We start from the raw sequence: 17,771 nt of genomic DNA, 5'->3' as shown, positions 1-17,771 counted from the left end.
GCCAAGCGCGCCAAGGTAAACAAAAGAAAAGGTACGAATATAAGTTTTTAATTAATTGAAATTATTGCATTTCTAGTCTTTCTTGGTGTGCTTGGCGCCTTGGCGTGAGGCTCGATGCTCATCCCACTTCCTGATAAAGCGCGGCTTGCAGTTCGTGAACGGCGCTCTCGAAACCGGCCTTGCCGCCGAATTCTTTGATGAGCTGCCAGGGTGTACCCATTTCGTTAAAAGGCGGAATTTCCAACATGCGGACGTTGTCCAGGCCGGTAATGAGTCCATCGTCCTGATACTTGGCGAGCAGCGCTTCCATCACGGCGCGAACCTGTGGGCCGTACTTGGTGAACACGTCGCGTTTCTTGACGTTGTTGGCGCGTTTGCGGCGGGTGAGCGGCGGTTGATCGAAGGCGATGTGGCAGATCAGGTCGAAGGGGTCGAGGTCTTTGCCGGTTTCTTCCAGCAGAGGTTCGAGCAACAGCCCTTCCTCCGCCAACTCCTCGATAACGGCGTCCTTCCGCTCGGCGGATTTCCAACGGCGCAGGAATTGGTCGAGACTGGCGTAATGCTGGCGGATGGTCCGGCGCGAATAGTCGCGCAAGGACTCCGTGACCAGCTTGCCGTTTTCGTCGAGATATTCCACGCGCTCGGTAAGCACGATCACCGGTTTGCCTTTGATGCGGTACTTGCCGGGTGTCTCGACGACACCGGGCGGGAGATCTATATCCGGCGGCGGGTTGCCATCGACGATGACTTCGTCCTCACCGGGTTGCGGCGGGATCGGGTCTTCTCCTTCGCCGGTGGGTGGTACGTCGGCGGGCGGCGTCAATGGGTCATCCTCGGTCGGCTGGTAAATCTGCACCGGCTCGCCGTCGAACTCCGGATCGGCGAAGTGGTTGGTCGCTCTGCGGAAGTCGACCAGGGTGAAATAGTACTTCTTGGTGTCTTCATGCACCCGAGTGCCGCGCCCGACGATCTGCTTGAACTCCGTCATGGAGCCCACCTCCCGGTCCAGCACAATCAGCCGGCACGTTTGGGCATCCACCCCAGTGGAAAGCAAGCGCGAGGTGGTGACGATGACCGGATATTTCGCTTCGGGGTCGATGAAATTGTCGAGCTGCGCCTGGCCCTCGGCATCGTCGCCGGTGATGCGCATGATGTAACGGCTGTTCTGTTGGACGAGGTCGCTGTTTTCGTTAATCAAGGCCTGGCGCATGCGTGCGGCGTGTTCGGTATCCACGCAGAAAACGATGGTTTTCTGGAAACGGTCGCCGTCTTGCTTCAGATAGTCGGAGACCCAGCGCGCGACGCGCTGAGTGCGCTCGTCGATCACCAGAACGCGATCGAAGTCTTTCTGGTTGTAGTGGCGGTCTTCGATTTCGTGACCCATGAGGTCGGTTTCGCCTCGGCGGGGCCGATAGCCTTCCACGTCCACGTCCAGATGCACCTTGATGACTTTGTAAGGCGCCAGGAAGCCGTCGTGGATGCCTTGCTTGAGCGAGTAGGTGTAAACCGGTTCGCCGAAATAGTGGATGTTGGACACGTATTCGGTTTCTTTCGGTGTGGCGGTGAGGCCGATCTGGGTGGCGGCGGAAAAGTATTCCAGTATTTCGCGCCACGCAGAATCTTCGGCCGCGCTGCCCCGATGGCATTCGTCGATGACAATGAGATCGAAAAAGCCGGGCGAAAACTCGCGGAACAGCTTTTGCCGCTCTTCCGGGCCGGTAATGGCCTGATAAAGGCCGAGATAGATTTCATAGGAGGTATCGATACGCCGATGCCGGCTCAGAGCCGTGGTCAGCACCGTGGCAGTGCCGTCATCGCGCTCGATGGTCCTGGCGTTGGTGCTGAGTTTGGCCATGACCGAGCCGAAGGGACGGAAATCGTTGACCATGGTCTGGTTGATCAGCACATTGCGGTCCGCCAGAAACAGGATGCGTTTTTTTATTCCGGCCTTCCACAGCCGCCAGATGATCTGGAAGGCGGTGTAGGTTTTGCCGGTGCCGGTGGCCATGACCAGCAAAATGCGGTTCCGCCCCTTGGCAATGGCTTCCACCGTCGCGTTGATGGCGTTGCGCTGGTAGTAGCGTGGCTCCTTGCCGCTGCCGTCGTCGTAAAAAGGTTGCAGAACGATCTTTTCTTGCTCGGAAGCCAGGCCCTTCCATTGCCGGTAGGTCGACCACAAGAGGTCTGGTCCGGGAAAGGCGTCCATGCCTAGATTGGCTTCACCTTTGGCCAAGAGGCCCGTTCGGTCGTGGAAAACAAAGCCTTTGCCGTTGCTGGAAAACACGAAAGGCACTTGCAGCGTGGAAGCGTAGTCCAGCGCCTGCTGCATGCCGTGGCCTTCGCTGAACGTACTCTTCTTGGCTTCTATCAGGGCGATGGGGATATGTTGATAGTACAGAACGAAATCCGCCTTTTTTGGCTTGCCCCGGCTGACCAGCTTGCCGCGTACGATGATACGGCCCTTGGTAAACGATACCTGACGGCGGATTTGGCTCTCTTCATCCCACCCCGCCTTTTGCAGGGCGGGGGTGATGTATTTGACGCTGATGTCGTCTTCGCTGAGGTTGTCCATGTGCATTAGCTTTGAATGGATTGGCGCCCCGGACATGCTCACGCCGGTCCAGCCGTCGGATTGATAACCGATAGGTTTGCGCAATTTTAGGTTGGCTTATCCCTGTCCTGGAATAATTCACTCTGTTCTGGAATCTTGACGCCGTTGCGCCCGCAGTAGTCCCGGATCATCACCTCGATCATATTGGCCAGACTGCGCCGTTCCCCGCTCCGCCATCGCCTTCAATCCTTGTTTTACGGCGGGTTCGATCCGCCCGTGATGGTTTCGGTCTTGATTGCCGTCATTTTCATATTTGGCGCCGAAGCGAGCGTTCTTATCATTGGGGAACGACTCAAAACTACCCTAACCGGACCTTCGATAGCAATTTCTACAAGCTGAAGCCGCTTCAGGTCCGCATTAGCAACCACATGTAGAGCACCGTGGCTAGGAGGCTCAGCACCGTGCGCACCGCATGGAACCTCCCCCAGTTCTCGAGCAGCGTGCGAGTCTCGGCGGAACCGAGATCGCGGCCTGGAGCCAGGAGCTTATGATTCGTGGGCATGATGACGATGAAGGTGAAAGGCACCACCACCCCGATGAGCACGGCGGCAACAAACCACGCAGCGCCTGCCCCCATGAACCACACCCCCGTACCGCACAGAAAGCTGAGCAGCGCCAAGGGGGCTTGCATCCAGGTGGCGCGCTTGTAGCTCGGAGCCCACTGCATTGCGGCGGCGCGCGTATCGAGCCCCAGGCGCGCAGGGTGCTCGACGAGATTGATATAGAGCGCCGCTCCAGCAAAGAGCGCGGCGCAGAAGGTCGCGAGGAATTGAAACGCCTGAAGCATCATGTCTCCTTTTGGCCGGTTTGTGCCTGCCGATATACCCCGAACGGGTTAATTTTTGCGATTCACACGGTCTTGGGGGCAATTCCGTTAAGTTAAGCCGTCATGCCGGCATCCAGGACATATTGATGTGATACGCCGACTTTGACGTCCATGGCTTTCTGACCCCGGCAATCCATGCCGCGGTAACGGTGTGGTTTCTTAACGATACGGCATTGGGTGAATATCCCGTAATCCTTACCCTGCGCGCCGCTCTCAAAACCGAAGCGAGGCCGCGACGCGCACCATGCGCGGCTCCACGGGGTGGCGCATGAGGCCGGGATTGCCGGGGTCGTCCCCGCCGGGACAGGCCTCGCCCCGCAGGCAGGAGTTGTAGTAGTAGGCGATGTCGCTGCTCTTGGAGTCGAAGGCGTTGAACAGGTCGACCTCGACCTTGTAATCCCGGTATTGGTAGCCGCCGCCGAAATTCACCAGCGTGGTGTCGCCGGCCCAGGCGGTGTTGTCCTCGGTTAGCGCAACCTGGCCGAAATGGCGCAGGCGAGCAGTGAAGAAGAAGCCTTGTGGCAGGTTGATGAGGGCGCCGGCGGTGATGACCCGTCCCACCGAGTTGGGGATGTTGTTGGCCCGGCGGGGAACATGGGTATAGCTCGCCGAGGTGAAAGCCAGGTCGGCGTCCAGTGTCAGCCAGTCGGTGGGCTGGTAGTAATTGGTCCATTCCACGCCGTAGCGCTCGCTGCGGCCGGTCGGTTCGGTGGTGCCCGCGTCGCCCACGAAGACCAGTTCCGAATTCATTTGCAGCCACCAGAGGGCCAGGGTGGTGTTGAGGCCCCGGAGGTACTGGCTGCGCAGCCCGATTTCCCCGCCGCGCGACCACACCAGCGGGTTGACGGCCGCCACGGCGTCTCCGGAGTTGGGATCGATGCGCTGCACCGTGCCGCGGGCGTCGTTGGAATGGTGGCCATAGCCCAGGTTGAGGAAGTACTCGGTGTCCAGCCAGGGACCGAACACCAGGCTGAGCTTGGGGCTTAGCATCGCCGCGTCCGCGTGCCCCGAGTTGCGGTCATCGCTGATGGCATCGACGTTGAAGTCGAAGAAGTCGCCGCGCAGGCCGGCGATGGTACGAAATTTCTCCAGCCAATGCGTCTGGTGCTTGATGAATACACCCACGCTGGTTTCGCCGACATCGTCACGGCGGATGTTGTCCAGCGTGTCCCGCGCCTGCGTGTGATTCAGCGCCAGCCCCAGGATCTCGTCGTGGCGCACCTGCAGGCCCAGGGTATTGTCGACATCCAGCCCGAACCAGCGGTCGTAGTGGGTGAACTCCGCGTTGCCGCCGACGATCACCCGACGCTCCTTTTGCAGAATCTGGTCGCCGCGCGGGTCGATATAACCGGAGAAGTTGGAATAAAGCTCCAGGTCCGAATACACGGCGTAAACGCTGGCGTCGGTCTTGTACGAATCCCCCCGGTTCCAGAAGTTGGTCGCCAGGCTGTAGCGGTTCGAGTCGCCGCCGTCGGTGGGATCCATCGTGCCGTATAGCCCTAAGCTGCCGTCACGGATGGCGCGGTCGGGAATCTGATTCGTCGCCGTCCAGGTGGAATGGTAGGCCTTGCCGTTGATCGACATGCCCCAGTCGTGCTCGTCGAGGGTGTAGCGCAGCATGCCGTTGTACTTGTGGAGATCCTCCGGCTCCTTCCAGACGCCGTCGTAGAAATGGGTTTCCCCGGCGTACAGCAGCTCGCCCGGCCCGACCTGGTTCGAATTGGCGAACACCGTGCGGTAATAGCCGAACTCCCCGCCGGTGAACTTCAGGAGTCCCTGGGGCAGCTTGTGCATCGTGTGCATGCGGGCATAGCCCGCCGAGGAGAAGTCGCCGGCATCCGCGTAGTACGGCCCCTTGCCGTATTCCACCTTGTCGACCAGTTCCGGGATGATGCTGTTCAAATCCAGATAACCCTGGCCGTGGGCGTGCGTGGGCATATTCATTGGCACGCCGTCGACCGTCACGGAAAAATCGGTGCCGTGATCGAGATTGAAGCCGCGCAGGAAATACTGATTGGCCTTGCCGGAGCCGCTGTGCTGGGTCGCCAAGGCGCCCGGCACGACCTCGACCAGCTCGCCGACGCGCGCCAGGGGGCGGTACTTGAACTCGGGCTGCCCGACCAAGCCCTGGGAGGCGGAGCCCGCGATTCCTGTCAAATCGGTGGCGCGGCCTTCGACTTCCAAGGTATCGAGGGAGGTGGTTTCCTCCGTCTCCTGGCCGGTTGGTTGCGGATGGGGGCAAACGGCGCCCGCCCATATTTGCGATAAGACAATGAATCCCCAGATGGAACGCATGGCGCGCCGGCTAGATTGGGGGCAAGCGGAATAAATCCGCATCCTCGAGGCTAAAAACATTTAACGTCTATGAAGCGAGCCGAAAAATCAGAACTAGGCGTTCAGGAATCACTGATTCGATCCTTCGACGGGCTAACGATGAACGGTACCATATTGATTCCATTCGTGATGAGCTTGTCGAACGTTCTCCAGAGCGCAGGCGAAGGGCATGGATGGAATCAACTTGTTCAGAGCCCCCTCAGTTCATTTCCGCCAGTACCGAGCTCCTGAGATTTTCAAAAACGTGCGTATGTCTGCGCGACTCCGGCAGCCCGTCGATTTCCTTGAGCGCAGCAGTGAAGGTCTGCCGGGATTCGTCGGTGCGGGCCTGCGCCTTGAGGATTTTGCCCTTTTCGTAAAGCAGGAAGGGAACGCGCTGGCGGGTCGCGAGCATTTGGTCGACCCGGCGCAACGCCGAATCGTATTGCTTTTGCTCCATCTCCAGCGTCAGCGCCCGTTCGTTCAGGGCGTGCAGGGGACCGAGCCGCGCGATGCCGTCGTTCAGCACTGCGATGGCCTTGTCCGTGTTGCCCGCCGTGTGAAAGGCGTTGGCGGCATAAAGCACATGGTCAGGTTCTAATTCCTGGGAAACGCTGATGGCTCTCAGGTAAGCCTCGCCCGCGTCGAACGGCTTACCCGATGCCGACAAGATATCGCCGGTGAGCACATGGCCGCGCACCCTGGCGGCATCGTTCGTCACCTGCCGGAGAAATTTCCCCGCGGACTCTAACGCGGCATTCTGTTGATTGAGCAGGAGCTGCGCCCGGGCGAGGTGGTAGAGCACTTCGATCCGTTTGGGAGCGAGCTTGCGCGCCTTGACGAAATCGTCGAGCGCATCGTCGGCGTGCCCCTCGTCGAGCAATAATTGGCCGCGCTTTATCAGCCGGGTAACGTCTTTGGGATGATGGGCAATCTCGTGATCCAGCTGGTGGATGCGTTCGTGTACGTTGCCGTGGGCCAGCGAAACGTTGGCGTATCCCAGCAACACGGTAAAAAGCAGTGCTTGCTTGCGCATGACATTCCTCTACACAAAAAAGCGCCGGGCACCCGGCCGTCAAGCACGGGTGCCCGGCGTATGGGCGTTTATTGATAGGTGACGGTGAGTTTCGGCCGTTGCGCTTGGGTGCCGTACTCCGATGAGCGCAGATCGACACCGTCGCTGGTACCGCCGTCCACGATCATGAAGCCGTTGTTGGCAGCCGAACCGTTGACCCAGCCCTGCACCAGCGAGAGGCCGGCGCTGTTGAGCTGGATGGTGTAGCTGCCGGTCCCCGACGGCAGGAAGGAACCGATCAGCACGCCCTGGTTATTCAGCGGATTGACGCTGTTCCAGGTGGCGCCGCCTTCGGTCCAGGCCGTGTTCACCGCGTAAAGATTGTAGGTGCCTTTACTGAGGTTGGAGACCCGCAGCGTGACGGTAGCGTTGGTCACGGTGGCCGTCGACGGAATCGAGGAGACAGCCCACTTCATCAAACCGATCAAACGGCCGTTGGTGCCGTCGGCGCCATCGGCGAGCACGGTCGTGGCATTGCCGTAGTTGGTGGTGGCCTTGCCGCTGGCGACATGGGTGTCTTGCGTGCCGGCGTAAGCGTTCAGGCCGTCCTGCAACTGTACGGTTTGCGGCGCGCCGCCGGGCGTGTACATGCCGGCGTCCACGTTGGCGATGGTGCTGCCCGCGGCTGCGCTGAACACAGCCGTTTTGCCGTCGGCCGGATTCGCGTCGCTGTCGATGCCGTCGTTCGCGCCCTGGTTCTGCGGCGAGATGGTGCGCGTACCCGGAATGAATTGCACGTAGTAGTTACCTGCCGCCACACTGGAGAATTGGTAGGCACCATTCGCGTTGGTGGACTGCGAGGCGACCAGGGTGTTGGTGTCGGTGTAGAGCTTCACCTGGATACCTTGCAGGAAGCTCTCGCCCGTTTCACGGATGCCGTCCGCGTCGACGTCCTGCCACACCACGCCGCTCACGTTGGCCAGCTGCGGCGGTGGTGTTCCTCCCTTGGTCATGGTGAAGTAATCGCGCACCGTGCCGTTGTTGTTGAGGAACTTGGCGTCGAGCGTCAGGCCGTTCACGTCCAGCACCATCGAACCCAGTTCGTTCAACGAAATGTACATGGCCGGATGATTCAGCGTACCGCCGCTGATCTGCCCCGAACTGCCCGCCACCGCGTAGACTGCGCCGGCGTGCGATACGCCGACAGCCGATTTGTTGTAAGCGCCGGTACCATCGGTGCGACCGCTGCCGGCCTGCACGACATGGCTCGCATCGCTGAAGGTCGTGGACGAACCGTAATGGCCGTCGATGAACTTCGAGCGTTCGTAGGAATGGCTGTGGCCGGTCAAGACCAGATCGACGCCGTAGCTCTCCAGGATTGGCAACGCGTTCTGGCGCATGTCGATCAGCGCGGTCTCGGTGTCGGAATTGTGCGAACCCTTGGAGTATGGCGGGTGATGCCAGAAGGCGATGTTCCAGTCGGCGTTGGTCGCCTGCAAATCGGCTTCCAGCCAGTTCAACATCGGACTGCCCACCGCCCGGCTCACGTCCTGCGAGTTCAGCACGATGAAATGGATGTTGCCGTAGTTAAACGAATAGTACGCTTCCGTGCCCGACGCCACGCCGCCTGCCTCGCCGTTCTTGGGTAGCGAAAAAATATTGTAGTAAGGGCCGGTTTGTGTCGCCGAACTCGCCGAGCCGGCATCGTGGTTGCCCAGCGTGGGCCACGTCACGGACTGGCGGAGCATGTCGGGATAGATGTTGAACATCTTGGACTGATATTCGGCGTCGGTGCCGCTGCTATAGGCATTGTCGCCGAGTTGCAGCCACAGATGGGTGGGATTGGTGCCGGTGAAGTTTCGATAGGCGTTATACACGGCGGTCTGGCTGGACGAGCCGGTGCCGGCGTCGCCGATCACCCAGATGCGCGTCGCTTGCTGCGTGCCTGCAACAGGCGCGGTGATGAAATGGGTGTTGCTGTCGCCGCCTGAAAGGGTCTGCGTGGTGGAGCCGATCGAGTAATAGTATTTGGTCTGCGGATTGAGTCCGCTCACCTGCACAACGTGCTCCGTGGTCGAGGCAGTGTTATCGAACGTGAGCGTCAAATTCGTCGGGCTGGTGCCGACACGCACGCGGCTGTCGGAGGCCGTGTCCGAACGCCAGCGCACGATCAGGCCGCTGGATGTGCCTGTCTGCAAATAAGGGCCTCGCGTGAGTGCTAGTGCGCTGGCCTCCTCGGCCAGCGATGCCGACATCAGTACGGCAAGACTCAATGCGAAAACGCGGAAAATGCGTGATTGATTCATTGAAAACTCCCTGGTTGGTTGTTATGCCGTCGCGATAGTACGCAGCACGGATAACGAAACTGTGACAGGGAGATTAACGATCAATGAAAATCACTAAGTGGGTCGCGGTATTCCCGCAACTGCCCCGTCCGATGGGCTTTAGCAAAGCCTATTTGACCCTGCATTTTCCGCACAAAATTTTCATCACCCAAAAAATACTGGATTTTTCAGCCGCCCCCAGACCGAAGGCAAGCCCACGCCAGCCCAGACAAAATCCAAGCAGTTCATCATGGCCTGAGCTGCGTTTGAGCCGAACTTCGGCTGTCGACCCAAATCAGCCTGTCGTCTCACGCATCACGAACGTCAGAAATTCCGTGTAGATCGGCCGTTCAGATAAACGACGTATTGTTAAGGCGATAGGCGGAGTGGTAGAAACTTTACGGAAGCTACGCAGAAAGGACTCAATCGATAGTCTGGCTTTGCGGATTAACACTGAGCTTGAATCGTGAATAAGGAATAATAGGAAACGGACCATCGATTCACCGGATCTGGTACCGGGGAACGTCGACGGAGAGCGGGACGGGCGCAGTATCGAAGGGATTTGGGCAAGGAACCGGGTCGCAGTCTACCGGAAACCGTGGTCTGCCCCATTACGCAGAAGGAGTACGCGTGTGCCATATTGTTACCGAACAACTCGCAATTTGCCGTTTCTGACGGACTTCTCGACAAAGGACCGTCAGTTGGCGGAAACAGCATTCAGCCAGCAGGAGGAACGGCGACGCAAAACCGATGAATCGCGCGGTCAAAAGGCGGATGAAATCGTCGAAGATTTCCGCCGTCAATTGCACGATCTATTGGGAGCGAATAACTTAGCGGTACTGCGGGAGGCTATGAAGCGCGAACGCATCGCCTTTCGTGACCTCTGGCAGCCTCCGGTGGATTTGCATCGTGAATACAGAAAGGAGAACTGGGCGCGCAAAGAGAGACTTAATGCGCTTCTTCTAGAGCTCGGAACAAGCGCCGAGCAGCTGAGACAGCTCGGCAGCGAGTCCAATGAAAAGCTGCGGGGCATACTCTCCGCTGCCGACGGCAAGGTGGCACCCGGCTACAACCTGCCAAAAAACCTCGACAAATGGACAAGCTTGTCTCCACTGCACGTATTTCCGCTGCCCTGGGGGACGCTCGCGCCAGCCGACGATCCGTCCGACCCTCATCGGTGGTTCTTGTTCAGGCCGCCGTTTTTCGGGTTCCTCTTCGATTTCGATCATCGAGCCAGCGATAACTTTCGGGTCGACCGACAGCTCTTTCTAGACCCGTCCTCCGGCCTGGTAGGCAACGAGATCACCATGGATTGCGGCTCTGCCGATGATCACGACTACGCTGAGGCCACCGCCGAGGCTCAAATAGCATTTGGATTCGAGGCGCCCACAACCGGTCGTGTGGAAGTCCTCATCGATGCTCAGAGCACGATAGGCACCCACGATCTCAGCATGGTGGATGAGTGGTACTGGTCGGACGCAGGGACCGGTCAAGACAACTACCTCATGATGAATGTGCTTCACTCGAACGTTCCGGAACCCTCGCTAGCGCTGATGTCCCATTTTTATGCGGAGTTCGACGGTGATGACTCGACACACCACAGGGAGAACCTGACCCGCGGTCAGCATTACTTTGCCCAGTTGTTCAGTGCCGGGCCTGTGCTGGGCGGGGAGCATGTTGTCATTACCGTTGGAACCCGAACTTTCGATATTTCGGGTGTAGACGATGTAGAAGTGCACAGTAGGTCCAACTTTCAATGGTTCATCAATTCCGTGGAGGTTCGCATCGCGCCTTGAATGGGGTATGGAAATGATGGGCTGCCTGGATCAACTCGTTGCATAAAGGTTTATTCCCCGCACTCCGGGAAGGAGGCTACGATGCCGTTCATCCGCAATCTTTGGGTCGCGACCCTCACCAGCAATTCTTCCGACGCCGGTACCGAGAGCGAAACTGTCTTCATCATGAATCAGGAAGGGTTGGACGTTGTCCACCGAGACATGGAGCTGTTCCGAAGCGTAGCCACCGGCGGCGGCAGTTTCACCATCCTGGACGTCGCCGAATCCCAGATCCTCCCGGAAAATTATTACCTGCGCATCGGTATACGGGGGTCCGACGCCTGGCGCCCCGAGGTCATCGTCGCCTGGTGCGAGCGCTTCACCAGCGGCAACATCGTACCTCTCGGCTACGAGGAGCAATCGGACATCACGCTCAGCACCGACGCATCCGAAGGGCGCATCTCGCTTCCCCTGCGGCCAGTGGTCCCTGGTGTCATACGGACTGAGATCCAACGGGTCCTGCTGTTCACTATCACCCACTTTTCCGACTTCGCCACGGACAGCCCCGTCCACGTCCGCATCCGCCGCGGTGACGAACTTGTCGTAGACCACACGATCCCCGATACTCCCCAGCCCGATTTCGAAAGCGGGCAGGGAAACCTCTATTTCCTGCCGGTGCTGGCGCCATTTACGAGGAGTCAGCTCACTGATGCCTCCGTCGAGCTGAGCATCGAAGGCGACGATGCCTGGCGGCCGATCGCCGTGGTGATGTTCGGACTGAACACAGCGTCAGGCAATCCCGGCCTTGTCGTACCGTTGGTGCACGTCTTTCCCTGGACGCTCGGCCTGCTCAGCACGGACCCGGACGAGGGTGCCCCGTCGGCGGTCCTCCCGCTGGCGCCGATCGATCCGTAGGAACCCAGCAACGTTCGCCCGCCCCACCGGGTGGCGGGGCCGTCGAGGCGAGTTGCGCCATCCATCAGCGGCACAAACTCGAACATTTGTGCGCTCCATCCCTCCGTCTACGCCCTCTCGACACATAAGTAGGTCGGAGAGTAGCAAGCAGCTATTCGTCGATGGGCGCTTGCGGCCGAAAACCTGCCATCTGCGCGGGATCGTTGCTAAGCCTATTTCGTATCCGCCGAAGGGTCGGCGGATTCAGGATGGGAAATGGGCCTGGTCGGCCGATTCGCGCGGGCTCGGCTCTTCCTGCCGGTCCGTCTCGAACAGATGCTCCAATTGCTGGGCCGACTCCCGTGTGCTGGCGATAATCTTGGCTTCATCGTCTTTTATCGCGTACTGGGCCGCCAGGGTGTTCTCGTCGTGCCGGCGAAACAGGCGCACCGCGTCGACGGCGTTTGTCCGGGTTTCTCCGAGGGCTTCCAGAACCGCCGTTGTCAGCTCCAGGCTGGAGACGTAGGTTTCCCGAATCAGGTAGCGGACGCCGAAATCCATCAACCGGAACGCGTGTTGTCGGTTGCGAGCCCTGGCGAAGACCTTCAGGTGGGGAAAATGGTCGCGCAGCAATTCCGCGACGCGCACCGAAGCCTCCACGTCATCGATGGCCAGCACAAAGACCTCGGCCCGATCCGCCCCGGCGGCGCGCAAGAGATCCAGGCGAGCGGCATCGCCGTAGAACACCTTGTTGCCGTAGCGGCGCACAAAGTCCACCTGGGTCTGGTTGGCATCGAGCGCCGTGAAGCGGATGCGCCGGGCCCGAAGGACACGGGCGACGATCTGCCCGAACCGACCGAAACCCGCGATGATGATCCGGTTTTCCCGTTCCTCGATGGGATCGAAGGGCCGTTCCGCCGCGGGCGAGAGCCAGGATTGGAGATGGGTGTCGTAGAAGGCGAGCAACAGCGGCCCCAGAATCATCGACAGGGTCACGGCGAGTATGAGCAGATCGGCCGTGGCCTCGTCGAGAATCCGCTGACGGGCGGCCAGCGTGAACAGCACGAAGGCGAATTCGCCGCCCGCGGGCAAGGTGAAACCCAGCCGAAACGCCGAATCCCCCGGATGGCGGGTCAACTTGCCCAAAGCCGATACGGCCAGAATCTTGATGAGCAGGAATCCGAGCGTCACCGCCAGGAGTGCGCCGGGCGTCCCCGTCACCAGGCCGAGATTGGCCGACATCCCCACCGCGATGAAGAACAGCCCGAGCAGCAATCCCTTGAAAGGCTCGATGTCGGCCTCCAGCTCATGGCGGAACTCCGAATCGGCCAGCAATACCCCTGCCAGGAACGCGCCCAAGGCCATGGACAGCCCGGCTTGGTTCACCAGCAAGGCCGTGGCGATGATGGTCAGCAGGGCCGCGGCCGTAAATGCCTCGGTGACCCCGGTCTTGGCCACCACCCGGAGCAGCGGCCGGAGGACGATCCGGCCCCCGATGACCACCCCCGCCAACGCCGCGACCAGCTTACCCAATGCCAGCCAGGGCGAGACGCCATTATCGGGCACCACGGAACCGGTCGACAAAATGGGTAAGACGGCGAGCGCGGGCAGCACGGCGAGGTCCTGAAACAGGAGGATTCCGAAGGCGGAGCGCCCGTGGGATGCCTTGAGCTGGCCGCGTTCCGCGAGCACTTGCAGCACCAGTGGGGTCGATGACAGGGACAGCCCGAAGCCCACCACCAGGGAAGCGACCGGCGGCAGACCGCCAAGGTAGGCCGCTCCCGCGAGCAGGAGCGTGCAGAGCCCTACCTCCGCGCCGCCGAGCCCGAACACCGTGCGCCGTAGCGCCAACAGGCGGGTCGGCTGAAGTTCCAGGCCGATGATGAACATCAGCAGCACGATGCCGAACTCCGCGGCGTGGAGGATATGGCCCACGTCCGTCACCAGCCGAAGACCCCAAGGCCCGATGGCCAGGCCGGCGGCCAGATAGCCCACGATGGAACTGAGCCGAAGCCAGCGGAACAGCGGTACCGCCACGACGGCAGCCGACAGAAAAAGGGCAATTTGAGCCAGCGAGATCATCGGGGTGACTTCCTGTGGCGAATCGGAGTGTAAGCGCGGCCGCCCGGGGGTTTCTCCCGATCGGCGCGGCGCCATGTGCCCATCTTACCCTGGCAACTGCAATCGGTATTGCCCCGGTGGCGCCCCACAAGTTTTCAGAAAAGTTCGTCAGGTGCCTTAGAGGCGCGAATCTGCCAGCCCGCGCCATGGAGGTTGACTCGAAAGCTGCCGCCGGGCTTGATCGAGTGGAAACGTCATTGAAGCGGCGGTCTTATCTTTAGGATCCCGTTCTGTCAACGAAGGCACTACCGAAATCCGCCCGAGATATAGAGCGTTTCGCCGGTGATCCACCCCGAATCGGCCGACACCAGAAACACGGCGGCGGGCGCGATGTCATTTGGCTGACCGATCCGACCGAGCGGCGTTTGCGATTCGACCTCCTTGCGGAAATCACTGCTGGATATTCCGGCGGCATGCACGCCTTCGGTTTCGACCATGCCCGGATTGATGGAATTGATGCGGATGTTCCGCGCCCCCAACTCCTTGGCTAGCGACTTGGTCACGGCGTCGACGGCGGCCTTGCTCGCACTGTACACCGACGTGTTCGGCGGAGCCGACGTAGCGGCCACCGAACTGATATTCACGATGTTGCCGCCGGCGGGGCCGAAATGCTTGACCGCTTCCTGCGTCGCGAGAATCAGGCCCAGCACGTTGAGGTTAAACATTTTGTGGAAGTGCTCGGCCGTCACGTTCTCCAGCGGTGCAAACTCGTAGATGCCGGCGTTGTTCACGAGGATGTCGAGCGGGCCGAAGGCTTTCTTGGCCTCGGCGAAAAGGCGTCGGATGTCCGCCTCCTTCGCGATGTCGGCCTGCACCGCAATCGCCTTTCCGCCTTTGCCGATGATCTCGGCAACGACATGATCGGCTCCCTCCTTGCTGGAGGCATAGTTGACGACAACCGCTGCACCTTCAGCAGCCAAGTATTGCGCAATGGATGCGCCGATTCCCTTGGATGCACCGGTGACGACCGCAATTTTTCCCTGCAGCTTTCCCATGACGTAACTCCTGTCGTTCGTATCCATCAGTCCGCGGGCGGCCGAAGAGTCTGAACATCCAGCGGAAGAGCCGCCACGTCAGGCGCGCGAGTCGGTCACCAATCGCCGGTGCCGATGCGCCCGACAGCACCGTTAGAAACACATCCAGCGGAACGAGCAGAACCAGCAACGCGCTGACCGGATTGATGCGGACGGAATGGACCAGCCGCCAGGTACCGACGATCCGCTGAGCGGTGTCTTCCATGCCGGCTCTCCTAGGCGGAGATCTGCGTCGTTCCTGAACATCAAAAGGGGGGATTACTGATATTGCTTTCTTAACAAGCAGTAATACCTTATGACTTGAGCCTCTTGAATAAGTTTTCTCGCCAGAATCGGGGCAGCCGGCCTGTTAATTCGCCTTGTCACCCGCCCGTAGGGGGCACGGCGCGGGGAAGCGCAACTTCCGTCCAAAGGACCAAGGACCGCTTATGGCTCGCAGACCGGCAGCCGCACAATGAATTCGCTCCCCTTTCCTATCCCTTCGCTTCTGGCTTCGATCTGTCCCCCGTGCAGTTCCACGATACGCTTGACAATGGTCAAGCCCAGCCCCAAGCCGCCTTGGGCCCGGTCCAGGGTGCGCTCGGCTTGGGTGAAGGCCTTAAAAAGATGGGGCAGCAAAGTGCTGGGAATGCCTTCCCCCGTATCTCGCACGGAGATGACCACTTCCTCAGGCTCACGTGTCGCCTTCAGCCAGATCCGGCCGCCTTCCGGCGTGTACTTGGCGGCATTGTTGAGCAAGTTCGACACCGTCTGCGCCAGCCGGATGAGATCGCCTTCGACGTGCACCGGCTCCGGTGGCAGATGCACGGAGAATCGATGCCGGCGGGCCTCGATCAGCGGCCGGCTGGTCTCCACGGCCCGCTGCACGATGTCCGCCAGAGTGAGCGGCTCCTTCTTGAGTTCGATCTTGCCGCGGCTAATTCGGGAGACATCCAAAAGATCATCCACCAGCCGGACCAAATGGGTGACTTGGCGATCAATCAAATCCCGCACCCAGATCAATTTGGGATCTGCCATGCCTAGTTTGTGCATGATCTGCACGGCATTCCGGATCGGCATCAAGGGATTCCGAAGCTCATGGCCCAGCATGGCGAGAAACTCATCCTTGCGGCGGTCGGCTTCGCGCAGTGCCTCTTCGGCCTGCTGGCGCTCGGTGATGTCCTGCACGATGACGCCGATGCCGATGATCTCGCGATCCACCCGCACCGGATAATAGTTGGCCAGCCAGTGCCGCCGGACGCCCGGCTGCGCCTTCGTCTCGCCGGTCACGTCCACCTGCGTGACGGGCTCGCCGCGTTCCAGCACGCTTCGGTACAGCGACTCCACGGCGGGCCAGAGCTCCGGCACGATCTCTTGAAGGGAGCGGCCCAAATGGTCGGCTACCGGAAGACCGTGCATCTCGGCCAAGGCTTCATTGACGCGGACATAGCGGAGCTGGGGATCGAGGAATGCTAATCCGACCGGCGCCGCCATGTGGAGCGTGTCGAGCAAGGAGCGTTCGGCGGCCAGGGCGTGCTCGGCCTGCTTGCGCTCGGTGATGTCCAGGAAGGTACCGATGATCTGCCGGACGGTCCCGTCGGCCTCGCGGGCGAACACCGCATCGCGCGAAACGCACCAGATCCAGCGACCGTCCGCGGTTTTAAACCGATACTCGATCTCCAGGGTCTCGCCGTTGACGGTATCGAGAAGGGCTTTGAAGTGGGCGATGATGCGGCCTTGGTCGTCCGGATGAAACAGGGCGAAAAAGGCCGATCCAGCCAGGGCCTGGAGGTCCTCAAGCGTGTATCCCGTTAGCTGGGTGCACTGGGCATTGATGAAGACATCGCTCCCGGCCTTCACGTCGTAGATGTAGAGGCCGTTCAGGGAGGACATCAGGACCTTGTTCGCGAAGGCTTCCCGTTCCTTGAGCTGCCGCTCGGCCGCTTTGCGCTCGGTGATGTCGCGGGCAATCGTGGAGGCGCCAATGACCCGGCCCTGCTCATCTTGAAAGGGGGAGACGGTGAGCGAGACGGCGATCCGGCGGCCGTCTTTCCCGAGGCGCTCCGTCTCATAATGCTCGATGCGCTGACCCTGGCCGATCCGGCGAAGAATCTCCCGCTCCTCCGCCTGCCGCTCGGGGGGGATGATGAAGGTCATGGGACGGCCGATGGCCTCGTCGGCGGTATAGCCGAACAGCCGCTCCGCGCCGGCATTCCAGCTGGTGATGATCCCCTCCAAGGTCTTGCCGAGGATGGCATCGTCCGAGGATTCCACAATGGCCGCCCATTGGCGCCGCAAGGCGTCCGCGCGCTTCCGCTCGGTGAGCTCGGTCAGAGCCGTCAAATACCGAATCCGTCCGTTTTCGTGGCCGCGGGTTTCCTGGCTGGCAAGTTGGACAGCCAGGCGGGTCCCCGCTGGGGTGAGGAGGGTCAGTTCCGCCACGGCTTGGCCCTGTTGTCGGCAGTCTTGGAGGTGCGCCAGAAATTTGGATTGATCTTCCGGAGCCACCCAGGGGAGCAAAGGCGAACCCACCAGATGTACGCGCTCTCGGCCGAGCAGGGTCGCCCCGGCCCGATTGATGTCTCGGATTACCCCTTGGGAGTCCAGGTTCAGATAGCCGATCGGCGCGGCTTCATAGAGCTCGGCATAGCGGTCGCGGGACTGTTTGAGCGCCTCTTGGGTCAGCCGAAGTTCGCGGTTCTGGGACTCTAATTCCAGCGCATGCGCCTGGAGTTCATGGATCAGCCGCGCCAGCTCGTTCTGGCACGGCTGATCATCGCTACCGTCCCGGCACGCGGCCAGCCTCTGGAGAAGCTCGGTTTCCGATAAATCTTTCATTGTGGTCACTGTGGGATGGCCCACCTCCTCTTGCGTAACCT

Annotated in this window: 12 protein-coding genes; 3 read left to right on the top strand and 9 right to left on the bottom strand. The window is 60.5% G+C overall.

What is annotated here, in order from left to right; translation table 11 throughout:
* Nucleotides 1-118 precede the first annotated feature (118 nt).
* From hsdR to VEB01_RS19190, 5 genes are all read right to left on the bottom strand, one after another.
* Nucleotides 119-2,578: an EcoAI/FtnUII family type I restriction enzme subunit R gene (gene hsdR / locus VEB01_RS19210; protein ID WP_414675525.1), complete on the bottom strand. Its 2,460-nt coding sequence runs from the start codon at nt 2,576-2,578 to the stop codon at nt 119-121.
* Nucleotides 2,579-2,957: 379 nt separating this feature from the next.
* Nucleotides 2,958-3,401, bottom strand: a complete 444-nt coding sequence (locus tag VEB01_RS19205) for an anthrone oxygenase family protein (RefSeq protein ID WP_324878279.1) — start codon at nt 3,399-3,401, stop codon at nt 2,958-2,960.
* 249 nt (nt 3,402-3,650) lie between these two features.
* Nucleotides 3,651-5,732 (bottom strand): TonB-dependent receptor, encoded by a 2,082-nt coding sequence (locus tag VEB01_RS19200; RefSeq protein WP_324878278.1) that lies wholly within the window; start codon nt 5,730-5,732, stop codon nt 3,651-3,653.
* 238 nt (nt 5,733-5,970) lie between these two features.
* Nucleotides 5,971-6,786 (bottom strand): tetratricopeptide repeat protein, encoded by an 816-nt coding sequence (locus VEB01_RS19195; protein WP_324878277.1) that lies wholly within the window; start codon nt 6,784-6,786, stop codon nt 5,971-5,973.
* Between the two features lie 68 nt (nt 6,787-6,854).
* Entirely contained in the window at nt 6,855-9,071 is a 2,217-nt protein-coding gene (locus VEB01_RS19190; RefSeq protein ID WP_324878275.1) for a DNRLRE domain-containing protein, read from the bottom strand.
* Between the two features lie 83 nt (nt 9,072-9,154).
* Here VEB01_RS19190 and VEB01_RS19185 point away from each other — a divergent pair, with 83 nt between their 5' ends.
* The 3 genes from VEB01_RS19185 (at nt 9,155) to VEB01_RS19175 (ending at nt 11,779) form a co-directional block, all read left to right on the top strand.
* Entirely contained in the window at nt 9,155-9,430 is a 276-nt protein-coding gene (locus tag VEB01_RS19185) for a hypothetical protein (RefSeq protein ID WP_324878272.1), read from the top strand.
* A 291-nt stretch (nt 9,431-9,721) separates the two neighbouring features.
* Entirely contained in the window at nt 9,722-10,885 is a 1,164-nt protein-coding gene (locus VEB01_RS19180) for a hypothetical protein (protein ID WP_324878270.1), read from the top strand.
* Between the two features lie 81 nt (nt 10,886-10,966).
* The gene (locus VEB01_RS19175; protein WP_324878268.1) at nt 10,967-11,779 is read left to right on the top strand and encodes a hypothetical protein; all 813 of its coding nucleotides are present in this window, start codon (nt 10,967-10,969) and stop codon (nt 11,777-11,779) included.
* Nucleotides 11,780-12,022: 243 nt separating this feature from the next.
* Here the strand turns inward: VEB01_RS19175 and VEB01_RS19170 are convergent, their stop codons facing one another.
* The 4 genes from VEB01_RS19170 to VEB01_RS19155 form a co-directional block, all read right to left on the bottom strand.
* Nucleotides 12,023-13,840: a monovalent cation:proton antiporter-2 (CPA2) family protein gene (locus VEB01_RS19170; RefSeq protein ID WP_324878266.1), complete on the bottom strand. Its 1,818-nt coding sequence runs from the start codon at nt 13,838-13,840 to the stop codon at nt 12,023-12,025.
* Between the two features lie 284 nt (nt 13,841-14,124).
* Nucleotides 14,125-14,874, bottom strand: a complete 750-nt coding sequence (locus VEB01_RS19165; RefSeq protein WP_324878264.1) for an SDR family NAD(P)-dependent oxidoreductase — start codon at nt 14,872-14,874, stop codon at nt 14,125-14,127.
* Nucleotides 14,789-15,118 carry a hypothetical protein gene (locus VEB01_RS19160; protein ID WP_324878263.1) on the bottom strand — a complete coding sequence of 110 codons (330 nt, stop codon included), beginning with the start codon at nt 15,116-15,118 and terminating at the stop codon, nt 14,789-14,791. Before VEB01_RS19160 ends, VEB01_RS19165 begins: the two co-directional genes overlap by 86 nt.
* Nucleotides 15,119-15,339: 221 nt before the next feature.
* A complete protein-coding gene (locus VEB01_RS19155; protein WP_324878354.1) occupies nt 15,340-17,730 on the bottom strand; it encodes a PAS domain S-box protein in 2,391 nt (796 codons plus the stop codon).
* Between the last annotated feature and the right edge of the window lie 41 nt (nt 17,731-17,771).

It is taken from the genome of Methylocaldum sp. (assembly GCF_035627495.1).
Lineage (GTDB): Bacteria > Pseudomonadota > Gammaproteobacteria > Methylococcales > Methylococcaceae > Methylocaldum.
Note: the sequence above shows the minus strand (reverse complement) of the source record. Positions and strands in the feature narration are given on the sequence as shown.

Excerpts from the sequence above, each read along its gene's own strand:
- hsdR (WP_414675525.1), bottom strand. The coding sequence starts at position 2,578 with ATGCACATGGACAACCTCAGCGAAGACGACATCAGCGTCAAATACATC.
- VEB01_RS19205 (WP_324878279.1), bottom strand. The coding sequence starts at position 3,401 with ATGATGCTTCAGGCGTTTCAATTCCTCGCGACCTTCTGCGCCGCGCTC.
- VEB01_RS19200 (WP_324878278.1), bottom strand. The coding sequence starts at position 5,732 with ATGCGTTCCATCTGGGGATTCATTGTCTTATCGCAAATATGGGCGGGC.
- VEB01_RS19195 (WP_324878277.1), bottom strand. The coding sequence starts at position 6,786 with ATGCGCAAGCAAGCACTGCTTTTTACCGTGTTGCTGGGATACGCCAAC.
- VEB01_RS19190 (WP_324878275.1), bottom strand. The coding sequence starts at position 9,071 with ATGAATCAATCACGCATTTTCCGCGTTTTCGCATTGAGTCTTGCCGTA.
- VEB01_RS19185 (WP_324878272.1), top strand. The coding sequence starts at position 9,155 with ATGAAAATCACTAAGTGGGTCGCGGTATTCCCGCAACTGCCCCGTCCG.
- VEB01_RS19175 (WP_324878268.1), top strand. The coding sequence starts at position 10,967 with ATGCCGTTCATCCGCAATCTTTGGGTCGCGACCCTCACCAGCAATTCT.
- VEB01_RS19170 (WP_324878266.1), bottom strand. The coding sequence starts at position 13,840 with ATGATCTCGCTGGCTCAAATTGCCCTTTTTCTGTCGGCTGCCGTCGTG.
- VEB01_RS19165 (WP_324878264.1), bottom strand. The coding sequence starts at position 14,874 with ATGGGAAAGCTGCAGGGAAAAATTGCGGTCGTCACCGGTGCATCCAAG.
- VEB01_RS19160 (WP_324878263.1), bottom strand. The coding sequence starts at position 15,118 with ATGGAAGACACCGCTCAGCGGATCGTCGGTACCTGGCGGCTGGTCCAT.
- VEB01_RS19155 (WP_324878354.1), bottom strand. The coding sequence starts at position 17,730 with ATGAAAGATTTATCGGAAACCGAGCTTCTCCAGAGGCTGGCCGCGTGC.